Origin of the sequence: Streptomyces sp. NPDC016469 (assembly GCF_040632905.1) — a bacterium.
Lineage (GTDB): Bacteria > Actinomycetota > Actinomycetes > Streptomycetales > Streptomycetaceae > Streptomyces.
In genome coordinates this window covers 80,376-96,701 of sequence record NZ_JBEYCQ010000010.1, presented here as the reverse complement: position 1 = coordinate 96,701, position 16,326 = coordinate 80,376, and the positions used below count along the sequence as shown (strand labels likewise).

Genomic DNA, 16,326 nt, shown 5'->3' with positions numbered 1-16,326 from the left:
GGGGCCATGGCGCGCGGCAAACTTCGGATCTACCTCGGTGCGGCACCCGGCGTCGGCAAGACGTACGCGATGCTCGCCGAGGCGCACCGGCGCGTCGAACGCGGAACCGACTGCGTCGTCGGCTTTGTGGAGCACCACGACCGCCCGCGCACCGAGACGCTGCTGCACGGCCTCGAAGTGGTCCCGCGCCGCGAGATCGAGCACCGCTCGGCCGTCTTCACCGAGATGGACATCGACGCCGTCCTGGAGCGCGCCCCGGCCGTAGCCCTGGTCGACGAGCTGGCCCACACCAACGTGCCCGGCTCCCGCAACGCCAAGCGCTGGCAGGACGTCGAGGAACTGCTCCAGGCCGGCATCGACGTCGTCTCGACCGTCAACATCCAGCACCTGGAATCCCTCGGCGACGTGGTCGAGTCGATAACCGGCGTACGCCAGCGCGAGACCGTGCCCGACGAGGTCGTACGCCGGGCCGACCAGCTCGAACTGGTCGACATGTCGCCCCAGGCCCTGCGCCGCCGCATGGCCCACGGCAACATCTACAAGCCCGACCGGATCGACGCCTCCCTCTCCAACTACTTCCGCCCCGGCAACCTCACCGCCCTGCGCGAGCTGGCCCTCCTCTGGGTCGCCGACCGCGTGGACGAATACCTCCAGCAGTACCGGGGCGAGCACAACATCCGCACCACCTGGCAGGCCCGCGAACGCATCGTCGTCGGCCTCACCGGAGGCCCCGAGGGCCGCACCCTCATCCGCCGCGCCGCCCGGATGGCGGCCAAGGGCTCCGGCAGCGAGATCCTGGCCGTCTACATCGCCCGCAGCGACGGGCTGACCTCCGCCTCGCCCAAGGAACTGGCCGTCCAGCGCACCCTCGTCGAGGACCTGGGCGGCACCTTCCACCACGTCATCGGCGACGACATACCCTCCGCGCTCCTGGAGTTCGCCCGGGGCGTCAACGCCACCCAGATCGTCCTGGGCTCCAGCCGCCGCAAGACCTGGCAGTACATCTACGGACCCGGCGTCGGCGCCACCGTCGCCCGCGAGTCCGGCACCGACCTCGACGTCCACATCGTCACCCACGACGAGGTCGCCAAGGGCCGGGGCCTGCCCATCGCCCGGGGCGCCCGCCTCGGCCGCGCCCGCATCCTCTGGGGCTGGGCGGTCGGCGTCGGCGGACCGGTCCTCCTCGCCGTGCTCCTCAAGGCCCTGGAGGGCGGACCGGGGCTCGCCAACGACGTCCTGCTCTTCCTCTTCATGACCGTCGCCGCCGCGCTCATCGGCGGACTGCTGCCCGCCCTCGCCTCGGCGGCCGTCGGCTCCCTGCTGCTGAACTACTGGTTCACCCCGCCCACCCACACCCTCACCGTCCAGGACCCGGAGAACCTGGTCGCCATCGTGATCTTCTTCGCGGTGGCCGTCGCGGTGGCCTCCGTGGTGGACCTCGCCGCCCGCCGCACCCACCAGGCCGCCCGGCTGCGCGCGGAGTCCGAGATCCTGTCGTTCCTGGCCGGCAGCGTGCTGCGCGGCGAGACCACGCTCGCCGCGCTCCTGGACCGGGTACGGGAGACCTTCGGCATGGGGTCCGTCGCCCTGCTGGAGCGCCGCAGCGACGTCGACCCCTGGACCTGCGCCGGCAGCGTCGGCCCGGCCCCGGCCGCCCGGCCCGAGGACGCCGACGTGGACATGCCCGTCGGCGACCACATGGCCCTGGCCCTGACCGGCCGGGTGCTGCCCGCCGAGGACCGCCGGGTACTCGGCGCGTTCGCCGCTCAGGCGGCCGTCGTCCTGGACCGCCAGCGGCTGGTGGGCGAGGCCGAGGAGGCCCGCAGACTCGCCGAGGGCAACCGCATCAGGACCGCGCTCCTGGCCGCCGTCAGCCACGACCTGCGCACGCCCCTCGCCGCGATCAAGGCCGCCGTCTCCTCCCTGCGCTCCGACGACGTCGCCTGGTCCGACGACGACGAGGCGGAGCTCCTGGAAGGCATCGAGGCCGGCGCCGACCGCCTCGACCACCTCGTCGGGAACCTCCTGGACATGTCCCGCCTCCAGACCGGCACGGTCACCCCGCTCATCCGGGAGATCGACCTGGACGAGGTGGTGCCCATGGCCCTCGGCGGCGTCCCCGAGGGCAGCGTCGACCTGGACATACCCGAGACGCTGCCCATGGTCGCCGTCGACCCCGGCCTCCTGGAACGGGCCGTCGCCAACATCGTGGAGAACGCCGTGAAGTACAGCCCCGACGGCGACCGCGTCACCGTGGCGGCCAGTGCGCTCGGCGCCCGCGTCGAACTCCGCGTGGCCGACCGCGGCCGGGGCGTCCCCGACGAGGGCAAGGAGCGCATCTTCGAGCCCTTCCAGCGGTACGGAGACGCCCCACGCGGCGCCGGGGTCGGCCTCGGCCTCGCGGTGGCCCGGGGCTTCGCCGAGTCCATGGGCGGCACGCTCGACGCCGAGGACACCCCGGGCGGCGGCCTCACCATGGTCCTGACCCTCAAGGCCGCCCCCGGCCACGCCCCGGCCGCCCCCGGCCTCCCCGCGCGGATCACCTCATGAACCGCCCGGAGCTCCCCGCACCGACGTACGCCCAGCAGAAAGGCAGGACCCCGATGACCCGGGTGCTTGTGGTCGACGACGAGCCGCAGATCGTTCGCGCCCTCGTGATCAACCTGAAGGCGCGCAAGTACGAGGTGGACGCCGCGCCCGACGGGGCCACCGCCCTCCAGCTCGCCGCAGCCCGCCACCCCGACGTCGTCGTCCTCGACCTCGGGCTGCCCGACATGGACGGCGTCGACGTCATCAGGGGCCTGCGCGGCTGGACCCGGGTCCCGATCCTGGTCCTCTCGGCCCGCCACACCTCCGACGAGAAGGTCGAGGCGCTGGACGCGGGGGCCGACGACTACGTGACCAAGCCCTTCGGCATGGACGAGCTGCTGGCCCGGCTGCGGGCCGCGGTGCGCCGGGCCGAGCCGGTCGGCCAGGACGGGGGCGACCAGGTCGTCGTCGTGGAGACCGAGGGCTTCACCGTCGACCTCGCCGCGAAGAAGGTCCACCGCGAGGGCCGCGACGTACGGCTCACCCCCACCGAATGGCACCTGCTGGAGGTCCTGGTCCGCAACGGCGGCCGGCTCGTCAGCCAGCGCCAGCTCCTCCAGGAGGTCTGGGGGCCCTCGTACGGCACCGAGACCAACTACCTGCGCGTCTACATGGCCCAGCTCAGGCGGAAGCTGGAGGCGGACCCCTCCCACCCCCGCCACTTCGTCACCGAACCCGGCATGGGTTACCGCTTCGAGCGCGCCTGAAACCGGCGGACGGACGCGCACGTGTCCTCCGTACGGGTGAGACGGCGGCCACCCGCCATGACCTCGCGGGACCGGTACCCTTCGGGTATGAGTGCTGTTCCTCGTTCCGAGAAGCCCCACAAGGGCGACCGGCCTTCCGGTCGCTTCCGGCGCATGCTCGACCGGCTTTCCAGCTCCCAGGAGGACCTGGAGTGCGAGGAGCTGGAGGAGGACTCGCAGGCGTCGGGGTGCACCCGGATCTCCGAATGCACCGACCGCCAGATCGTGAAGGTCACTGGTACCTTGCGGACGGTCACCCTGCGGCCGCGCGCCGGAGTGCCCGCCCTGGAGGCGGAGCTCTTCGACGGCACCGCACCGCTCGACGTGGTCTGGCTCGGCCGCCGCTCCATCCAGGGCATAGAGCCGGGCCGCAAGCTCATCGTGTCCGGCCGGATCGCCATGAGCCACGGCCGCCGGGTGCTGTTCAACCCCACATACGAACTCCGACCGCTCGGCAAGGAGTAGCCGGTGACGTCTCTCGACAAGCCGACGTCCGACACGGACCGCACCACCGACCAGCAGGAGGCCGACAGCAGGGCGGTCACCGAGGCCGCGCTCTTCGAAGCCTTCGGCGGCGTGAGGGGCATGGTGGAGACGGTCCTGCCCGGGCTGCTCTTCGTCACGATCTTCACCATCAACAAGAACCTCACCTACTCGGCCATCGCGGCCCTGGCGGTGTCGCTGGCGCTCGTGGTGGTCCGGCTGGTCCGCAAGGACACCGTCAAGCACGCCTTCAGCGGCGTCTTCGGTGTGGCCTTCGGCGTGGTCTTCGCCAAGATGACGGGCAACGCCAAGGACTTCTACCTCCCGGGCATGCTCTACACCCTGGGCCTCGCCCTGGCCTACCTGGTCACCGCGGTCGCCGGCCTGCCGCTGATCGGCCTCATCCTGGGTCCGGTGTTCAAGGAGAACCTCTCCTGGCGCACCCGCAACCCCGGCCGCAAGAAGGCGTACACCAAGGCCAGCTACGCCTGGGGGCTGATCCTGCTCGCCAAGTGCGCGATCCTCTTCCCGCTGTACTGGTGGGCCGACACCACCCAGCTCGGCTGGGTGCTGGTCGCCCTGAAGATCCCGCCGTTCCTGCTGGCGGTCTACCTGACCTGGGTCTTCCTCGCCAAGGCACCGCCGCCCATCGACGTCTTCGCCGAGATGGAGGCGGAGGAGGAGGCCGAGAAGGCCCGTAAGACGGCCGCCGCCGAAGCGGCCAGGGGCCAGGAGTTCTGAGACGTACCAGAGGGGCCCGGTCACCAGCGGTGACCGGGCCCCTCTCGCATGCTTACGCCTCCGAGTCGCCCCGGCGCACCGACAGCAGGTCCTCCAGCTGCTCCTCGCGCGCCTGCGCGGCGACGAACAGCAGCTCGTCACCCGCCTCCAGGCTCTCCTCCGGGCTCGGCGTCAGCACCCGCTGCCCCCGGATGATCGTCACCAGCGAGGTGTCCTCCGGCCAGGCGACCTCCCCGACCTGGGTCCCCGCCAGCGCCGACTCCGGCGGCAGCGTCAGCTCCACAAGGTTCGCGTCGCCGTGGCTGAAGCGCAGCAGCCGGACCAGATCGCCGACGCTCACCGCCTCCTCGACCAGCGCCGACATCAGACGCGGCGTGGACACCGCGACATCGACGCCCCACGACTCGTTGAACAGCCACTCGTTCTTCGGGTTGTTCACCCGGGCGACGACCCTCGGCACGCCGTACTCGGTCTTGGCCAGCAGCGAGACGACCAGGTTCACCTTGTCGTCCCCGGTCGCCGCGATCACGACGTTGCAGCGCTGGAGCGCCGCCTCGTCCAACGACGTGATCTCGCAGGCGTCCGCCAGCAGCCACTCGGCCATCGGCACCCGTTCCACGGAGATGGCGGTGGGCGCCTTGTCCACGAGCAGCACCTCGTGCCCGTTCTCCAGCAGCTCGCCCGCGATGGAACGCCCCACCGCACCGGCCCCGGCAATCGCGACACGCATCAGTGACCGCCCTCCTCGGGGCCCTCGGCGAAGGCCGCCTCGACCTTCGCGATCTCGTCCGTACGCATCATCACGTGGACGAGGTCGCCCTCCTGGAGCACCGTCTGCGACGACGGCAGTATGGCTTCGCCCAACCGGGTGAGGAACGCGACGCGCACGCCCGTCTCCTCCTGCAGCGTGCTGATCTTGTGGCCGATCCAGGACGGGGTGGTGTGCACCTCCGCCAGCTGCACCCCGCCGCTCGGGTCGCGCCACAGCGGCTCCGCGCCCGACGGCAGCAGCCGGCGCAGCATCTGGTCCGCCGTCCAGCGCACGGTCGCGACCGTCGGGATGCCGAGACGCTGATACACCTCGGCGCGCCGGGGGTCGTAGATCCGGGCCGCGACGTTCTCGATGCCGAACATCTCGCGCGCCACCCGGGCCGCGATGATGTTGGAGTTGTCGCCGGAGCTCACCGCCGCGAACGCGCCGGCCTCCTCGATCCCCGCTTCCCGCAGCGTGTCCTGGTCGAACCCGACCCCGGTGACGCGACGGCCGCCGAACCCGGAGCCGAGGCGCCGGAACGCCGTGGGGTCCTGGTCGATGACGGCGACCGTGTGCCCCTGCTGCTCCAGGGTCTGCGCGAGAGCGGCTCCCACTCGCCCGCAGCCCATGATGACGATGTGCACCTTGCGCCTACCTCGCCGTCCTGGTCGTCCGGCTGACCTGCGAAAACACCCTGCTCACACTCTTTCCTCGGCTGGCCGGGCAAACAACGGGGCAACGGTGTGTCCCGTCGCCCGGTTACGAGCTTATGCGGCGCCGGTCGCGTCGCCTCATCCGAGTGTGCGCATCGCGGCGCGGGTGTGGCAAAGACGACGTGCCCGGGGCGCTTACCGCGGGCGTGGCGCAAGGATTGCGTTAAGGATTCCGTGGCGTTTCCGGCCGAGCGCAGGAGATTGGGGGGCCACGCCCCCCAAGCGGGGGCGAGCCCCATACGGAACCCTTACGATCCTCTGCGTGTCCAAACTGACCGACGTGCCCAAACGGATCCTGATCGGACGGGCCCTGCGCAGCGACAAGCTGGGGGAGACGCTCCTCCCCAAGCGCATCGCGCTCCCCGTCTTCGCATCCGACCCGCTGTCCTCTGTGGCGTACGCACCCGGAGAAGTCCTCCTCGTGCTGTCCATCGCGGGCGTGTCGGCGTACCACTTCAGCCCCTGGATCGCGGTCGCGGTCGTGGTCCTGATGTTCACGGTCGTCGCCTCCTACCGGCAGAACGTCCACGCCTACCCGAGCGGCGGCGGCGACTACGAGGTCGCCACCACCAACCTCGGCCCCAAGGCCGGGCTCACCGTCGCCAGCGCACTGCTGGTCGACTACGTCCTGACCGTGGCCGTGTCGATCGCCTCCGGCGTGGAGAACCTGGGCTCCGCGATCCCCTTCGTCGTCGAGCACAAGACGGCGTGCGCGGTCACCGCCATCGTCCTGCTGACCCTGATGAACCTGCGCGGGGTCAAGGAGTCCGGGAAGCTCTTCGCCATCCCCACGTACCTCTTCGTGGCCGGCGTCTTCATCATGATCGTCTGGGGCGCCTTCCGCGGGCTCGTCCTCGGCGACACCATGCACGCCCCCACCTCCGGGTACACCATCAAGGCCGAGCACCAGGGCCTGGCCGGCTTCGCGCTCGTCTTCCTGCTGCTGCGCGCGTTCTCCTCCGGCTGTGCGGCGCTCACCGGTGTCGAGGCGATCAGCAACGGCGTGCCCGCGTTCCGCAAGCCGAAGAGCAAGAACGCCGCGACGACGCTGGCGATGATGGGCCTGCTCGCCGTCACCATGTTCTGCGGCATCATCGCGCTGGCCATGGCCACCGACGTCAAGATGGCCGAGAACCCGGCGAAGGACCTCATCAGCAACGGCAGTCCGGTCGGCTCGGGCTTCGTCCAGGACCCGGTCATCTCGCAGGTCGCGGCCGCGGTCTTCGGTGACGGCACGTTCTTCTTCGTGATCCTCGCCGCCGCCACCGCCCTCGTCCTCTTCCTGGCCGCGAACACCGCGTACAACGGCTTCCCGCTGCTCGGCTCGATCCTGGCCCAGGACCGCTACCTGCCCCGCCAGCTGCACACCCGCGGCGACCGGCTCGCCTTCTCCAACGGCATCGTGCTGCTGGCCGGCGCCGCGATCCTGCTGGTCGTGATCTACGGGGCCGACTCGACGCGGCTCATCCAGCTGTACATCGTCGGCGTGTTCGTCTCCTTCACCCTCAGCCAGACCGGCATGGTCCGGCACTGGAACCGCCATCTCGCGGTCGAGAAGGACCCGGTCAAGCGCCGCCACATGATCCGCTCGCGGGCGATCAACACCTTCGGCGCCTTCTTCACCGGCCTGGTGCTCGTCGTCGTCCTCGCCACGAAGTTCACCCACGGCGCCTGGGTCGCGCTGCTCGGCATGGTCATCTTCTACGGCACGATGACCGCGATCCGTAAGCACTACGACCGGGTCGCCGAGGAGATCGCCGCCGACGAGACCGCCCCGGACGAGTCGATCCGCCCCTCCCGGGTCCACGCGATCGTCCTGGTCTCCAAGCTCCACCGCCCCACCCTGCGCGCCCTCGCCTACGCCAAGCTGATCCGCACGGACCACCTGGAGGCGCTGTCCATCAGCGTGGACCCGGCCGAGACGAAGGCCCTCAGGGACGACTGGGAGCGGCGCGGCATCAACGTACCGCTGAAGATCCTCGACTCCCCGTACCGCGAGGTGACCCGCCCGGTCATCGAGTACGTCAAGGGCCTGCGCCGGGAGAGCCCGCGCGATGTGGTGAGCGTCTACATCCCCGAGTACGTCGTCGGGCACTGGTACGAGCACCTGCTGCACAACCAGAGCGCCCTCAGGCTCAAGGGCCGGCTGCTCTTCACCCCCGGTGTGATGGTCACCTCGGTCCCGTACCAGCTGGAGTCCTCGGAGGTTGCGAAGAAGCGCGCCCGCAAGCGCGCCGACTGGAGCGCTCCGGGCTCGGTGCGCCGGGGTCCGGTGGAGCGCAAGCACAAGGAACCGACGCCGAAGGGCTGAGAAGGGGGTCCCCCGCGTGTGGTCGGCGGGCGGACGACACGCACGTAGACTCGTAGGTTGTTGTCGTCCGGCCGCCGGCCGCCCCCCTTCCCCTCCTGGAGCCATCCCCTCATGCAGAACGAATCCACGTCGCCGCAGACCGGGGAGACACAGCCGGAGTCGCTGGTCGGGCGGGAGTACGAGGTCGAGGTCGGCCCGGTCGCGCACGGCGGCCACTGCATCGCCCGCACGGACGAGGGCCGGGTCCTGTTCGTACGCCACACCCTGCCGGGCGAGAAGGTGGTCGCCCGGATCACCGACGGCTCCGACGACGCGCGCTTCCTGCGCGCGGACGCGGTGGAGATCATCGAGGCGTCCAAGGACCGGGTGCCGGCCCCGTGCCCGTTCGCGGGACCCGGGAAGTGCGGCGGCTGCGACTGGCAGCACGCCAAGCCGGGGGCCCAGCGCCGCCTGAAGGGCGAGGTCATCGCCGAACAGCTCCAGCGCCTGGCGGGCCTCACCCCGGAGGAGGCGGGCTGGGACGGCACGGTCATGCCGGCCGAGGGCGACAAGGTCCCCGCGGGCGAGGTGCCGGCCTGGCGCACCCGCGTCCAGTACGCGATCGACGAGGACGGCCGCGTCGGCCTGCGCAAGCACCGCTCGCACGACATCGAGATCATCGACCACTGCATGATCGCCGCGCCCGGGGTCTCCGAGCTGGGCGTCGAGCAGCAGGACTGGCCCCAGATGGCCACGGTGGAGGCCATCGCCGCCACCGGCTCCCACGACCGCCAGGTCATCCTCACGCCCCGCCCGGGCGGCCGTCTGCCCCTGGTCGAGCTCGACAAGCCGGTCTCCGTCCTCCGCGTGGACGAGCGCGACGGCGGCGTCCACCGGGTCCACGGCCGCGGTTTCGTCCGCGAGCGCGCCGACGACCGCACGTACCGCGTCGGCTCCGGCGGCTTCTGGCAGGTCCACCCGCAGGCCGCGAACACCCTGGTCCGCGCGGTCATGCAGGGCCTGCTGCCGCGTAAGAACGACACCGCCCTCGACCTCTACTGCGGCGTCGGCCTCTTCGCCGGCGCCATCGGCCAGCGCATCGGCGAGAAGGGCGCGGTCCTCGGCATCGAGTCCGGCAAGCGCGCGGTCGAGGACGCCCGTCACAACCTGGCGGACCTGGACCGCGTCCGCATCGAACACGGCAAGGTCGACCAGGTCCTGCCCCGCACCGGCATCACCGAATGCGACCTCATCGTCCTGGACCCGCCCCGCGCGGGCGCCGGCAAGGCCACGGTGAAGCAGCTGGTCGCGCTGGGCGCCCGCCGCATCGCGTACGTGGCCTGCGACCCGGCGGCGCTGGCGCGGGACCTGGCGTACTTCCGGGACGGGGGGTACCGGGTGCGGACGCTGCGGGCGTTCGACCTGTTCCCGATGACCCACCACGTAGAGTGTGTTGCCATCCTTGAACCGGCCGCGAAGGGCTCCTGACCTGCGGTTTCGTGCGTGTGCATGATGGGCGGTGTGGGCGTTACGGGCGATATCTTGACGCTGAAATGACGCTCGCGACGCTCATTTGACGCTCGTTCTGATGGTGCGTCACCTAGCTGATCGTGCAGGTCGTGCCGGGTGGCGGGCGCGTTCCCGCGGGCTGTCTTTACGGGACTTGAAGGAGGACGGCCGGGTTCCTGCCTGCCGTACTGCGGCGGGCAGGACGAGGCCGCCTGTCGCATCGTCATGCTGGAAGACCGGCTCGAGGAAGCCCGGCGCATCAACAGCGAACACCGCGCCGCCCGATCCAGTCGGACGACCGCGGCGTGAGATGAGCGTGCCCGCCTGGATGGGCGGGCATCGCACACACAGTCCCGGTGGGCGGCGTGAGCGTTCACAGCGCAGGCGGTACGGCCGGCCGCAAGCAGCGGAGAAGTCACCCGGCTTGGTGCCAGGGCGCGTCGGACCGGGCCGGCGTCGGCTCGGCGGTGAGGGCGAGGGCGGGGTAGCTGGGCGCGGCGACCATGATGCCGGAGGCCGTGCCACCGGTCGCTCCGGCGACCGCGATGGAGACATCGACCAGGCCCTGGGTCTTGGCCCGGGTGGCGAGGGGGACGGTGTCGGTGATGATCGCGGTGCCGGCCACGAGGCCGAAGTTCCAACCGATGCCGAGCAGTGCGAGGGCGAGCGAGAGGAGAGCGATCGAGGCGCCGGGCGCCGCGGCGGCGAGGATGCTGGAGGCCAGCAGGACGATTCCGGAGGCAGCCGCGATCTTCAAGCGACCGTAGCGGTCGACCAGCCAGCCCGTCAGCGGTGAGGGCAGGTACATGGCGCCGATGTTGATGGTGATGACGAGGCCGGCGGCGGTGCCGTGGCCGTGCATGTGGACCGGCGTCATGGTCATGATGGCGAACATCACGAGCTGCGTGAGGATCATGACGAGCGCGCCGAGGACCACGCCTCCGCGGCCGTCTGTCCCGTCGTCGGCGTCAGTGGTGGTGGTCGTGCTTCGGCGATCCGGTTGAAGGAGTTCCCCACGTCGTGGGCCATCGCCCAGCCCGCCCGTCGGCAAACCGAGTGCGTGTACGCACTCGCCCGTCGGCCCGACGATGTCAGGTCAGCGCACTACACCACCTCGTCGGGCGCGCTTGCCGGGCGCTGTGAGCTGAGTTCCTGGTGCACGTCCAGGTAGTAGCAAAGTCGGACACCGGGCTGCCCCGGGTCCCGTGTCGTACGGTCTGCCGTCGCGGTCGCCCGCAGTCCGCAGCGGATCTCACAGAAACCGGTGGTGCCGCCGGTACGGCCGAAAGATCTGAACCAATGCCGGGAGTCAGGCCGCGACGAGCTCCTGCTCGCGGTCCGGCGTGTTGAGCTTGGGCTTCTTGTTCGGCAGCGAGAGCCGGAAGACCTTGTGCCACGCGGAGAGCACCTGCTTGGGCAGCGGCCCGGTGACGTACTCCAGCTCGTACTTCTCGAACAGTGCGCGCACCTTCACCGCGACCTCGGCGTACCGGTTGCTCGGCAGGTCCGGGAACAGGTGGTGCTCGATCTGGTGCGACAGGTTGCCGGTCATGAAGTGCATGGCCTTGCTGCCGCTGATGTTCGCCGAGCCCATCATCTGGCGCAGGTACCACTGGCCGCGCGTCTCGCCCTCGATCGACCGGCGCTCGAAGACCTGCACGCCCTCGGGGAAGTGCCCGCACATGATCACCGAGTGGGACCAGATGTTGCGGACCAGGTTCGCGGTGAACGTGGCGGCGAGCGTGGTGAGGAACGACGGGCCCGAAAGGAGCGGGTGGATCACGTAGTCCTTGAGCACCTGCTTGCGGATCTTGCGGCCCACGGCCCTGGCCCGCGCGCGGAACTCCGGGTTCTTGCGGCGGCTCTTGTGCAGGTTCTTGCCGAGCTCCATGTCGTAGGCGGCGATGCCGTACTCGAAGAAGCAGGCGTTGATGAAGTTCCACAGCGGCTGGCCGAGGTGGAGCGGGTGCCACTGCTGGTCCTCGTCGACGCGCATGATGCCGTAGCCGAGGTCGTTGTCCTTGCCGATCACGTTGGTGTACGTGTGGTGCAGCTCGTTGTGCGAGTGCTTCCACTGGTCGGCCGGCGAGACGTGGTCCCAGTCCCAGGTGGTGGAGTGGATCTTCGGGTCCCGCATCCAGTCCCACTGGCCGTGCAGGATGTTGTGGCCGATCTCCATGTTGTCCATGATCTTCGCCACGGACAGGCCGGCGGTGCCGATCAGCCACGCGGGCGGGAAGATCGAGAACAGCAGCACGCCTCTGCTGACCAGCTCGAGCTTGCGCTGCGCCGCGATGACCTTGCGGATGTAGGCGGCGTCTTTCTCGCCGCGGCCGGCGATCACCTCGTCGCGGATCGCGTCCAGCTCGCGGCCTAGCTCCTCGATCTGCTCCGCGGTCAGGTGGGCGGTGGGGTCTATGGCGGTCAAGGTGCTCCTATCGTTCGATGTCGCAGGGGCCCGCCGCGGCGGACACGCAGGTCTGGATGAGGACGCCCGGCTCGGCTTCGGTGATCTCGCCGGTGCGCAGGTCGCGGACGGCGCCCGCCGTGAGCGGCGTGACGCAGCCGAAGCAGATGCCCATGCGGCACCCGGAGGGCATGAGCACGCCGGCCTCCTCGCCGATGTCCAGCAACGGCGTGGCGCCGTCGGCGTCGACGGTCTTGCCGGTGGTGCTGAACGTGACCTCGCCGCCGCCACCGTCGCGGGCGACGACGATGCCGGGGCGGAAGCGTTCGGTGTGCAGGCGCTCCTGGACGTCGTGCTCGGTCCAGTGATCTTCGGCGGTGTCGAGCAGGCCCGCAGGCCCACAGGCCCAGGTCTCGCGCTCGGCCCAGTCAGGCACGAGTTCGTCGAGACGCGCGATGTCGAGCGTTCCGTCCGTGTCGGTATGCACCTCGGTGAGACGCAGCTTCTTGGCCGCGACCAGGTCGTGCAGGTCGTTGCGGAAGAGCACGTCTTGCGGGCGTGGCGCGGAGTGGACCATGACGACGTCGTCGAGTTCGGTGTCGCGCAGCATGCCCATCACCGGCGTGATGCCGCTGCCGGCCGTCAGGTAGAGCACCTTCGCGGGCTTGATCTGCGGCATTACGAAGTCACCGGTCGCCTGGTCGAACTGGATCAGCGTGCCCGGTTTCGCCCTGCGGACCAGGTAATTGCTGACCTTGCCGGCCGGGATCGCCTTCACGGTGATCGTGACGCGGCCGTCCCGGCGGTCCGTCGGCGAGGTGATCGAGTAGGCACGCCACAGGCGCACCCCGTCGACATCGACCCCGATCCGCACGTACTGCCCGGCTGTGTGACCGCGCCAGCCCCGTCCCGGCCTGATCACGACCGTCGCGGCGTCACCCGTCTCGGGGTGCACGGCCTCGATGCGCCCACGCAGGTCGGCGCCCGCACGCAGCGGACTGACCAGGTCGAGGTAGTCCGACGGCAGCAGCGGCGTCGTGACCATCTCCAGCAGTTTCCACGCCCTGCTGCGGAGGGCTGCACTCGTCATGACTCCAGCTTGCTGCGCCTCAAGGCGTAAAGTCCTGACCGCAGGATGTAAATCTGGTCGGCTGAATTGTTCGCAGGGAACAAAACGTGAACCATGCAATCCGGAAGGCCAGCGAACTGGCCCTCGACGAGACGACGGTCACCGCACTTCGGGCCACGCTGAAGGCGACCGCCGACGAGGTCGTCCAAGCGATCATCGACGAGGTCCCTCCCTACGCCAACGCCCTGTCGGGCCGCATGGGCGGCACCATCCGCCGAGCCGTCCGCACCGCCCTGGGGCACTACCTGAACCTCGCGAGCGGCAACGCCACGGGCGGCGACGCCGGTGACGCAGCCTACGAGCTGGGCCGCGGCGAGGTCCGCGCCGGCCGCTCGATGGACGCCCTCCTCAGCGCCTACCGCGTCGGCGCCCGCGTGGCCTGGCGATGTCTGGCAGCGGGCGCCGTACCCGCAGGTCTGCCCGCCGCCGAGGTCGCCAAGTTCGCCGAGCTGACCTTCGCCTACATCGACGAGCTCTCCGCCGCGAGCGCTGCGGGCCACGCCGACGAACTGGCCGCCCAGGGCCGGGCCCATGAGCGCCACCTGGAATACCTGGCCCGCGACCTCCTCGCCGGTGCGAACCCGGACGCGCTGCTGGTCTCTGTCCAACGGGCCGGGTGGCAGCCTCCGGTCTCGCTGACCGCGGTCCTGCTGCCCGCCGCCCAGGCCCGGCCCGCCTACCGCGAGTTCGACCCGAGCACCCTCGTCCTCGACGACCTGCCGGACGCCACCGGTGTGCTGCTCGTCCCCGATGCCGACCGGTCACATCTCTTGCGGCAGCTGACCGACCGCACCGCCGTGGTCGGTCCCCCCCGGCCATGGACTCGCGCGTCCGCCTCATACGCACGAGCCCTCCGAGCCCGCTCCCTCTCCCCTGACATCCGCGACACCGAGGACCACCTGCCCGAGCTGGTACTGAGCGCCGACGCGGACGCCTTCGCAGATCTGCGCGCCCGAGCCCTCGCACCGTTGCAGACCCTGCCTGCCGCGACCGCGAGGCGGCTGAAGGAGACGTTGCGGGCGTGGCTGCTGCACCATGGCAGGCGGAACGAGATGGCGGCGGCGCTGTTCGTCCACCCCCAGACCGTCCGGTACCGGATGTCGCAGCTGCGGGAGCTGTTTCCGGATCTCGCATCGCCACACCGGGTCCTCGAACTGACGCTCGCGGTCGGCCTTCGGGCCAGCTGACGCGTCCTTCGACCGTCCACGACCGCGTCCGCGAGCAGGGCGGCTTGCACCTTCCGGCATCGCCAGGATCGTCTGCGCCCGGTACTCCAGCTGCAGTTCTCGCCGCCCGCGCCCGCGAACTCGTCGACCAGGGCGCCCCGATCGAGGCTGCCTGCCGGATCGTCATCCCCGAAGACCAGCCCGAGGAAGCCCGGAACCTCAATGCGGAACAGTGCGGTGGCGGGGCGCGCGCCCGGGCCATCGCCTGAAGGGCGGCTTTTCCAGGCGAGGGTGTAGTTGAAGGGCGGGCTGGGTCGCCCTGGCCGTGCAGGTCTTGGGTGTCCGGCGGGCGGGTGCCCGCCGGTCCGTTCTCCCGTGGTGCAATGTGAGTGCTCCGGGCGCCGGGTGTCGCAGGGGCGGCTGACTGGCGAGGGCACTGTCGCTTCAGGAGGGTCTGTGATCGCAGGAGAGCCAGGCGGGAACGGCGGGCCACACTCTGGTCTCCGTGTGAAGGGTGGCCCTGTGCGTGAGGGGATGACGCTCGCGGGGATACTGGAGGCGGCGGAGGCCGCGGCGCCCGTGGAAGCCCTTGACGTGGTCGCGCGCACGCTCAAGGAGCGCCTCGGGGCAGTGTCGGTGTCCTTCCTGATCACCGACTTCACAGGTGGCTCGGTCGTACGGCTGGGTGCCGCGGGCAGCGTCGAGACGGGTGAGCGCGCCCAGCGCATCACGCTGCGGGGCACGCTGTACGACGACGTGATCCGCAGCCAGCGTCCGAACGTGCAGGACGAAGGGTCTGGTGCGCTCGTGCGGGTGGTCGCTCCGGTGACCAACCGCGGGGATGCCATCGGGCTTATGGAACTGTTCCTGCCCGCGCCGCCGGACGCGCAGGTGATGCGGGAGATCGGTGAGACGGCGCATGCGCTGGCCTACATCGTGATCGCGAACCGATCCTTCACCGACGTATACCAATGGGGCCGGCGTACGCGCCCGCTCAATCTGGCCGCGGAGATCCAGCACCGGCTGCTTCCTGCGTCGCTGGCGTGCGAGGCCGCGCAGTTCGCGGTGGCCGGGGCGCTGGAACCCGCCGACCACGTGGGAGGGGACACCTTCGACTACGTGGTCGACCGGGACACCGTCCAGCTGTCCGTCACCGACGCCATGGGGCACGACGTCGCCGCCTCCTTGCTGGCCACCCTCGTGGTGGGCGCCCTGCGCCGGGCCCGGCGGGCGGGCGAGGGCCTCCGGGAACAGGCCCGACAGGCCGACGAAGCCATGCGCGAGCACGGCCGCGAAGGCTACGTGACCGGTCAGCTGCTGCGGATCAGCCTGCTCGACGGATCCACCGAGTTCATCAACGCCGGACACCCCTGGCCGCTGCGGATGCGCGACGGCGAAGTGACCCAGATCGTTCCGGAGGTCGATCTGCCGTTCGGCATCCTCGGCCCCCGTGACTATCGGGTGCAGTCACTGGACCTGCGGCCCGGCGACCGGCTGGTGATGCTGACGGACGGCATGCTGGAACGCAACGCCGACACCGTGGACCTGTCCGGGCTCATCGTCCGCACCCGCGACCTGCATCCCCGGGAAGCCGCCCGCACCCTCATCGGGGCGATCGTCGACGCCGGCGACGGGCACCTGGAGGACGACGCGACCGTCATGTGCCTTGACTGGCATGGCACCGCCCCGACCCAACGGGACGCCGCCACCGGCGCCAACCTCACCGACGCCTCACTCCCCTCAACCACGGGGACCAGCCCCGAACGGTGACCCGCTCAACGGCGTCTCTACGGGAGAGC

Annotated in this window: 13 protein-coding genes and 3 pseudogenes; 10 read left to right on the top strand and 6 right to left on the bottom strand. The window is 70.6% G+C overall.

Going from position 1 to position 16,326, the window contains the following annotated elements; translation table 11 throughout:
- Positions 1-6 precede the first annotated feature (6 nt).
- From ABZ565_RS13845 to ABZ565_RS13830, 4 genes are all read left to right on the top strand, one after another.
- Positions 7-2,550: a sensor histidine kinase KdpD gene (locus ABZ565_RS13845; protein ID WP_361024977.1), complete on the top strand. Its 2,544-nt coding sequence runs from the start codon at positions 7-9 to the stop codon at positions 2,548-2,550.
- A 53-nt stretch (positions 2,551-2,603) separates the two neighbouring features.
- Entirely contained in the window at positions 2,604-3,296 is a 693-nt protein-coding gene (locus ABZ565_RS13840; RefSeq protein WP_361025286.1) for a response regulator, read from the top strand.
- Between the two features lie 87 nt (positions 3,297-3,383).
- A complete protein-coding gene (locus ABZ565_RS13835; protein ID WP_361024974.1) occupies positions 3,384-3,800 on the top strand; it encodes an OB-fold nucleic acid binding domain-containing protein in 417 nt (138 codons plus the stop codon).
- Between the two features lie 3 nt (positions 3,801-3,803).
- Positions 3,804-4,559, top strand: a complete 756-nt coding sequence (locus tag ABZ565_RS13830) for a DUF3159 domain-containing protein (RefSeq protein ID WP_361024971.1) — start codon at positions 3,804-3,806, stop codon at positions 4,557-4,559.
- 52 nt (positions 4,560-4,611) lie between these two features.
- Here ABZ565_RS13830 and ABZ565_RS13825 read toward each other — a convergent pair whose 3' ends face one another.
- Positions 4,612-5,289, bottom strand: coding sequence for a TrkA family potassium uptake protein (locus ABZ565_RS13825; protein ID WP_018105403.1), 678 nt, complete (start codon positions 5,287-5,289; stop codon positions 4,612-4,614).
- Positions 5,289-5,957: a TrkA family potassium uptake protein gene (locus ABZ565_RS13820; RefSeq protein WP_026242838.1), complete on the bottom strand. Its 669-nt coding sequence runs from the start codon at positions 5,955-5,957 to the stop codon at positions 5,289-5,291. Before ABZ565_RS13820 ends, ABZ565_RS13825 begins: the two co-directional genes overlap by 1 nt.
- A 331-nt stretch (positions 5,958-6,288) precedes the next feature.
- On the opposite strand from ABZ565_RS13820, the gene ABZ565_RS13815 reads away from it, so the two are divergent.
- The 3 genes and pseudogenes from ABZ565_RS13815 to ABZ565_RS13805 form a co-directional block, all read left to right on the top strand.
- Complete coding sequence (locus ABZ565_RS13815) at positions 6,289-8,337, top strand: APC family permease (protein ID WP_361024967.1); 2,049 nt, start codon at positions 6,289-6,291, stop codon at positions 8,335-8,337.
- Between the two features lie 111 nt (positions 8,338-8,448).
- The gene (locus ABZ565_RS13810) at positions 8,449-9,804 is read left to right on the top strand and encodes a class I SAM-dependent RNA methyltransferase (RefSeq protein ID WP_361024964.1); all 1,356 of its coding nucleotides are present in this window, start codon (positions 8,449-8,451) and stop codon (positions 9,802-9,804) included.
- Between the two features lie 225 nt (positions 9,805-10,029).
- Positions 10,030-10,134 (top strand): annotated as a pseudogene (locus ABZ565_RS13805) (MerR family transcriptional regulator); the annotation flags it as partial.
- Between the two features lie 106 nt (positions 10,135-10,240).
- On the opposite strand, the pseudogene ABZ565_RS13800 reads toward ABZ565_RS13805, so the two are convergent.
- The 4 genes and pseudogenes from ABZ565_RS13800 to ABZ565_RS13785 all read right to left on the bottom strand — a co-directional run.
- Positions 10,241-10,777 (bottom strand): annotated as a pseudogene (locus tag ABZ565_RS13800) (MFS transporter); the annotation flags it as partial.
- 152 nt (positions 10,778-10,929) lie between these two features.
- A complete protein-coding gene (locus ABZ565_RS13795) occupies positions 10,930-11,064 on the bottom strand; it encodes a DUF6207 family protein (protein WP_361025283.1) in 135 nt (44 codons plus the stop codon).
- Positions 11,065-11,134: 70 nt separating this feature from the next.
- Positions 11,135-12,253 carry an acyl-CoA desaturase gene (locus ABZ565_RS13790; protein WP_361024961.1) on the bottom strand — a complete coding sequence of 373 codons (1,119 nt, stop codon included), beginning with the start codon at positions 12,251-12,253 and terminating at the stop codon, positions 11,135-11,137.
- A gap of 7 nt (positions 12,254-12,260) precedes the next feature.
- Positions 12,261-13,322 (bottom strand): ferredoxin reductase, encoded by a 1,062-nt coding sequence (locus ABZ565_RS13785; RefSeq protein WP_361024958.1) that lies wholly within the window; start codon positions 13,320-13,322, stop codon positions 12,261-12,263.
- 86 nt (positions 13,323-13,408) lie between these two features.
- Between ABZ565_RS13785 and ABZ565_RS13780 the strand changes: the two genes are divergently transcribed.
- From ABZ565_RS13780 to ABZ565_RS13770, 3 genes and pseudogenes are all read left to right on the top strand, one after another.
- The gene (locus tag ABZ565_RS13780; RefSeq protein ID WP_361024955.1) at positions 13,409-14,548 is read left to right on the top strand and encodes a helix-turn-helix domain-containing protein; all 1,140 of its coding nucleotides are present in this window, start codon (positions 13,409-13,411) and stop codon (positions 14,546-14,548) included.
- Positions 14,549-14,646: 98 nt separating this feature from the next.
- Positions 14,647-14,796 (top strand): annotated as a pseudogene (locus ABZ565_RS13775) (MerR family transcriptional regulator); the annotation flags it as partial.
- A gap of 265 nt (positions 14,797-15,061) precedes the next feature.
- The gene (locus ABZ565_RS13770) at positions 15,062-16,297 is read left to right on the top strand and encodes a PP2C family protein-serine/threonine phosphatase (protein ID WP_361025280.1); all 1,236 of its coding nucleotides are present in this window, start codon (positions 15,062-15,064) and stop codon (positions 16,295-16,297) included.
- The last annotated feature ends 29 nt before the right edge of the window (positions 16,298-16,326 follow it).

Bases quoted from the DNA above. Each gene is read 5' to 3' on its own strand.
- ABZ565_RS13840 (WP_361025286.1), top strand. From the start codon at position 2,604: ATGACCCGGGTGCTTGTGGTCGACGACGAGCCGCAGATCGTTCGCGCC.
- ABZ565_RS13835 (WP_361024974.1), top strand. From the start codon at position 3,384: ATGAGTGCTGTTCCTCGTTCCGAGAAGCCCCACAAGGGCGACCGGCCT.
- ABZ565_RS13825 (WP_018105403.1), bottom strand. From the start codon at position 5,289: ATGCGTGTCGCGATTGCCGGGGCCGGTGCGGTGGGGCGTTCCATCGCG.
- ABZ565_RS13845 (WP_361024977.1), top strand. From the start codon at position 7: ATGGCGCGCGGCAAACTTCGGATCTACCTCGGTGCGGCACCCGGCGTC.
- ABZ565_RS13810 (WP_361024964.1), top strand. From the start codon at position 8,449: ATGCAGAACGAATCCACGTCGCCGCAGACCGGGGAGACACAGCCGGAG.
- ABZ565_RS13770 (WP_361025280.1), top strand. From the start codon at position 15,062: ATGACGCTCGCGGGGATACTGGAGGCGGCGGAGGCCGCGGCGCCCGTG.
- ABZ565_RS13785 (WP_361024958.1), bottom strand. From the start codon at position 13,322: ATGACGAGTGCAGCCCTCCGCAGCAGGGCGTGGAAACTGCTGGAGATG.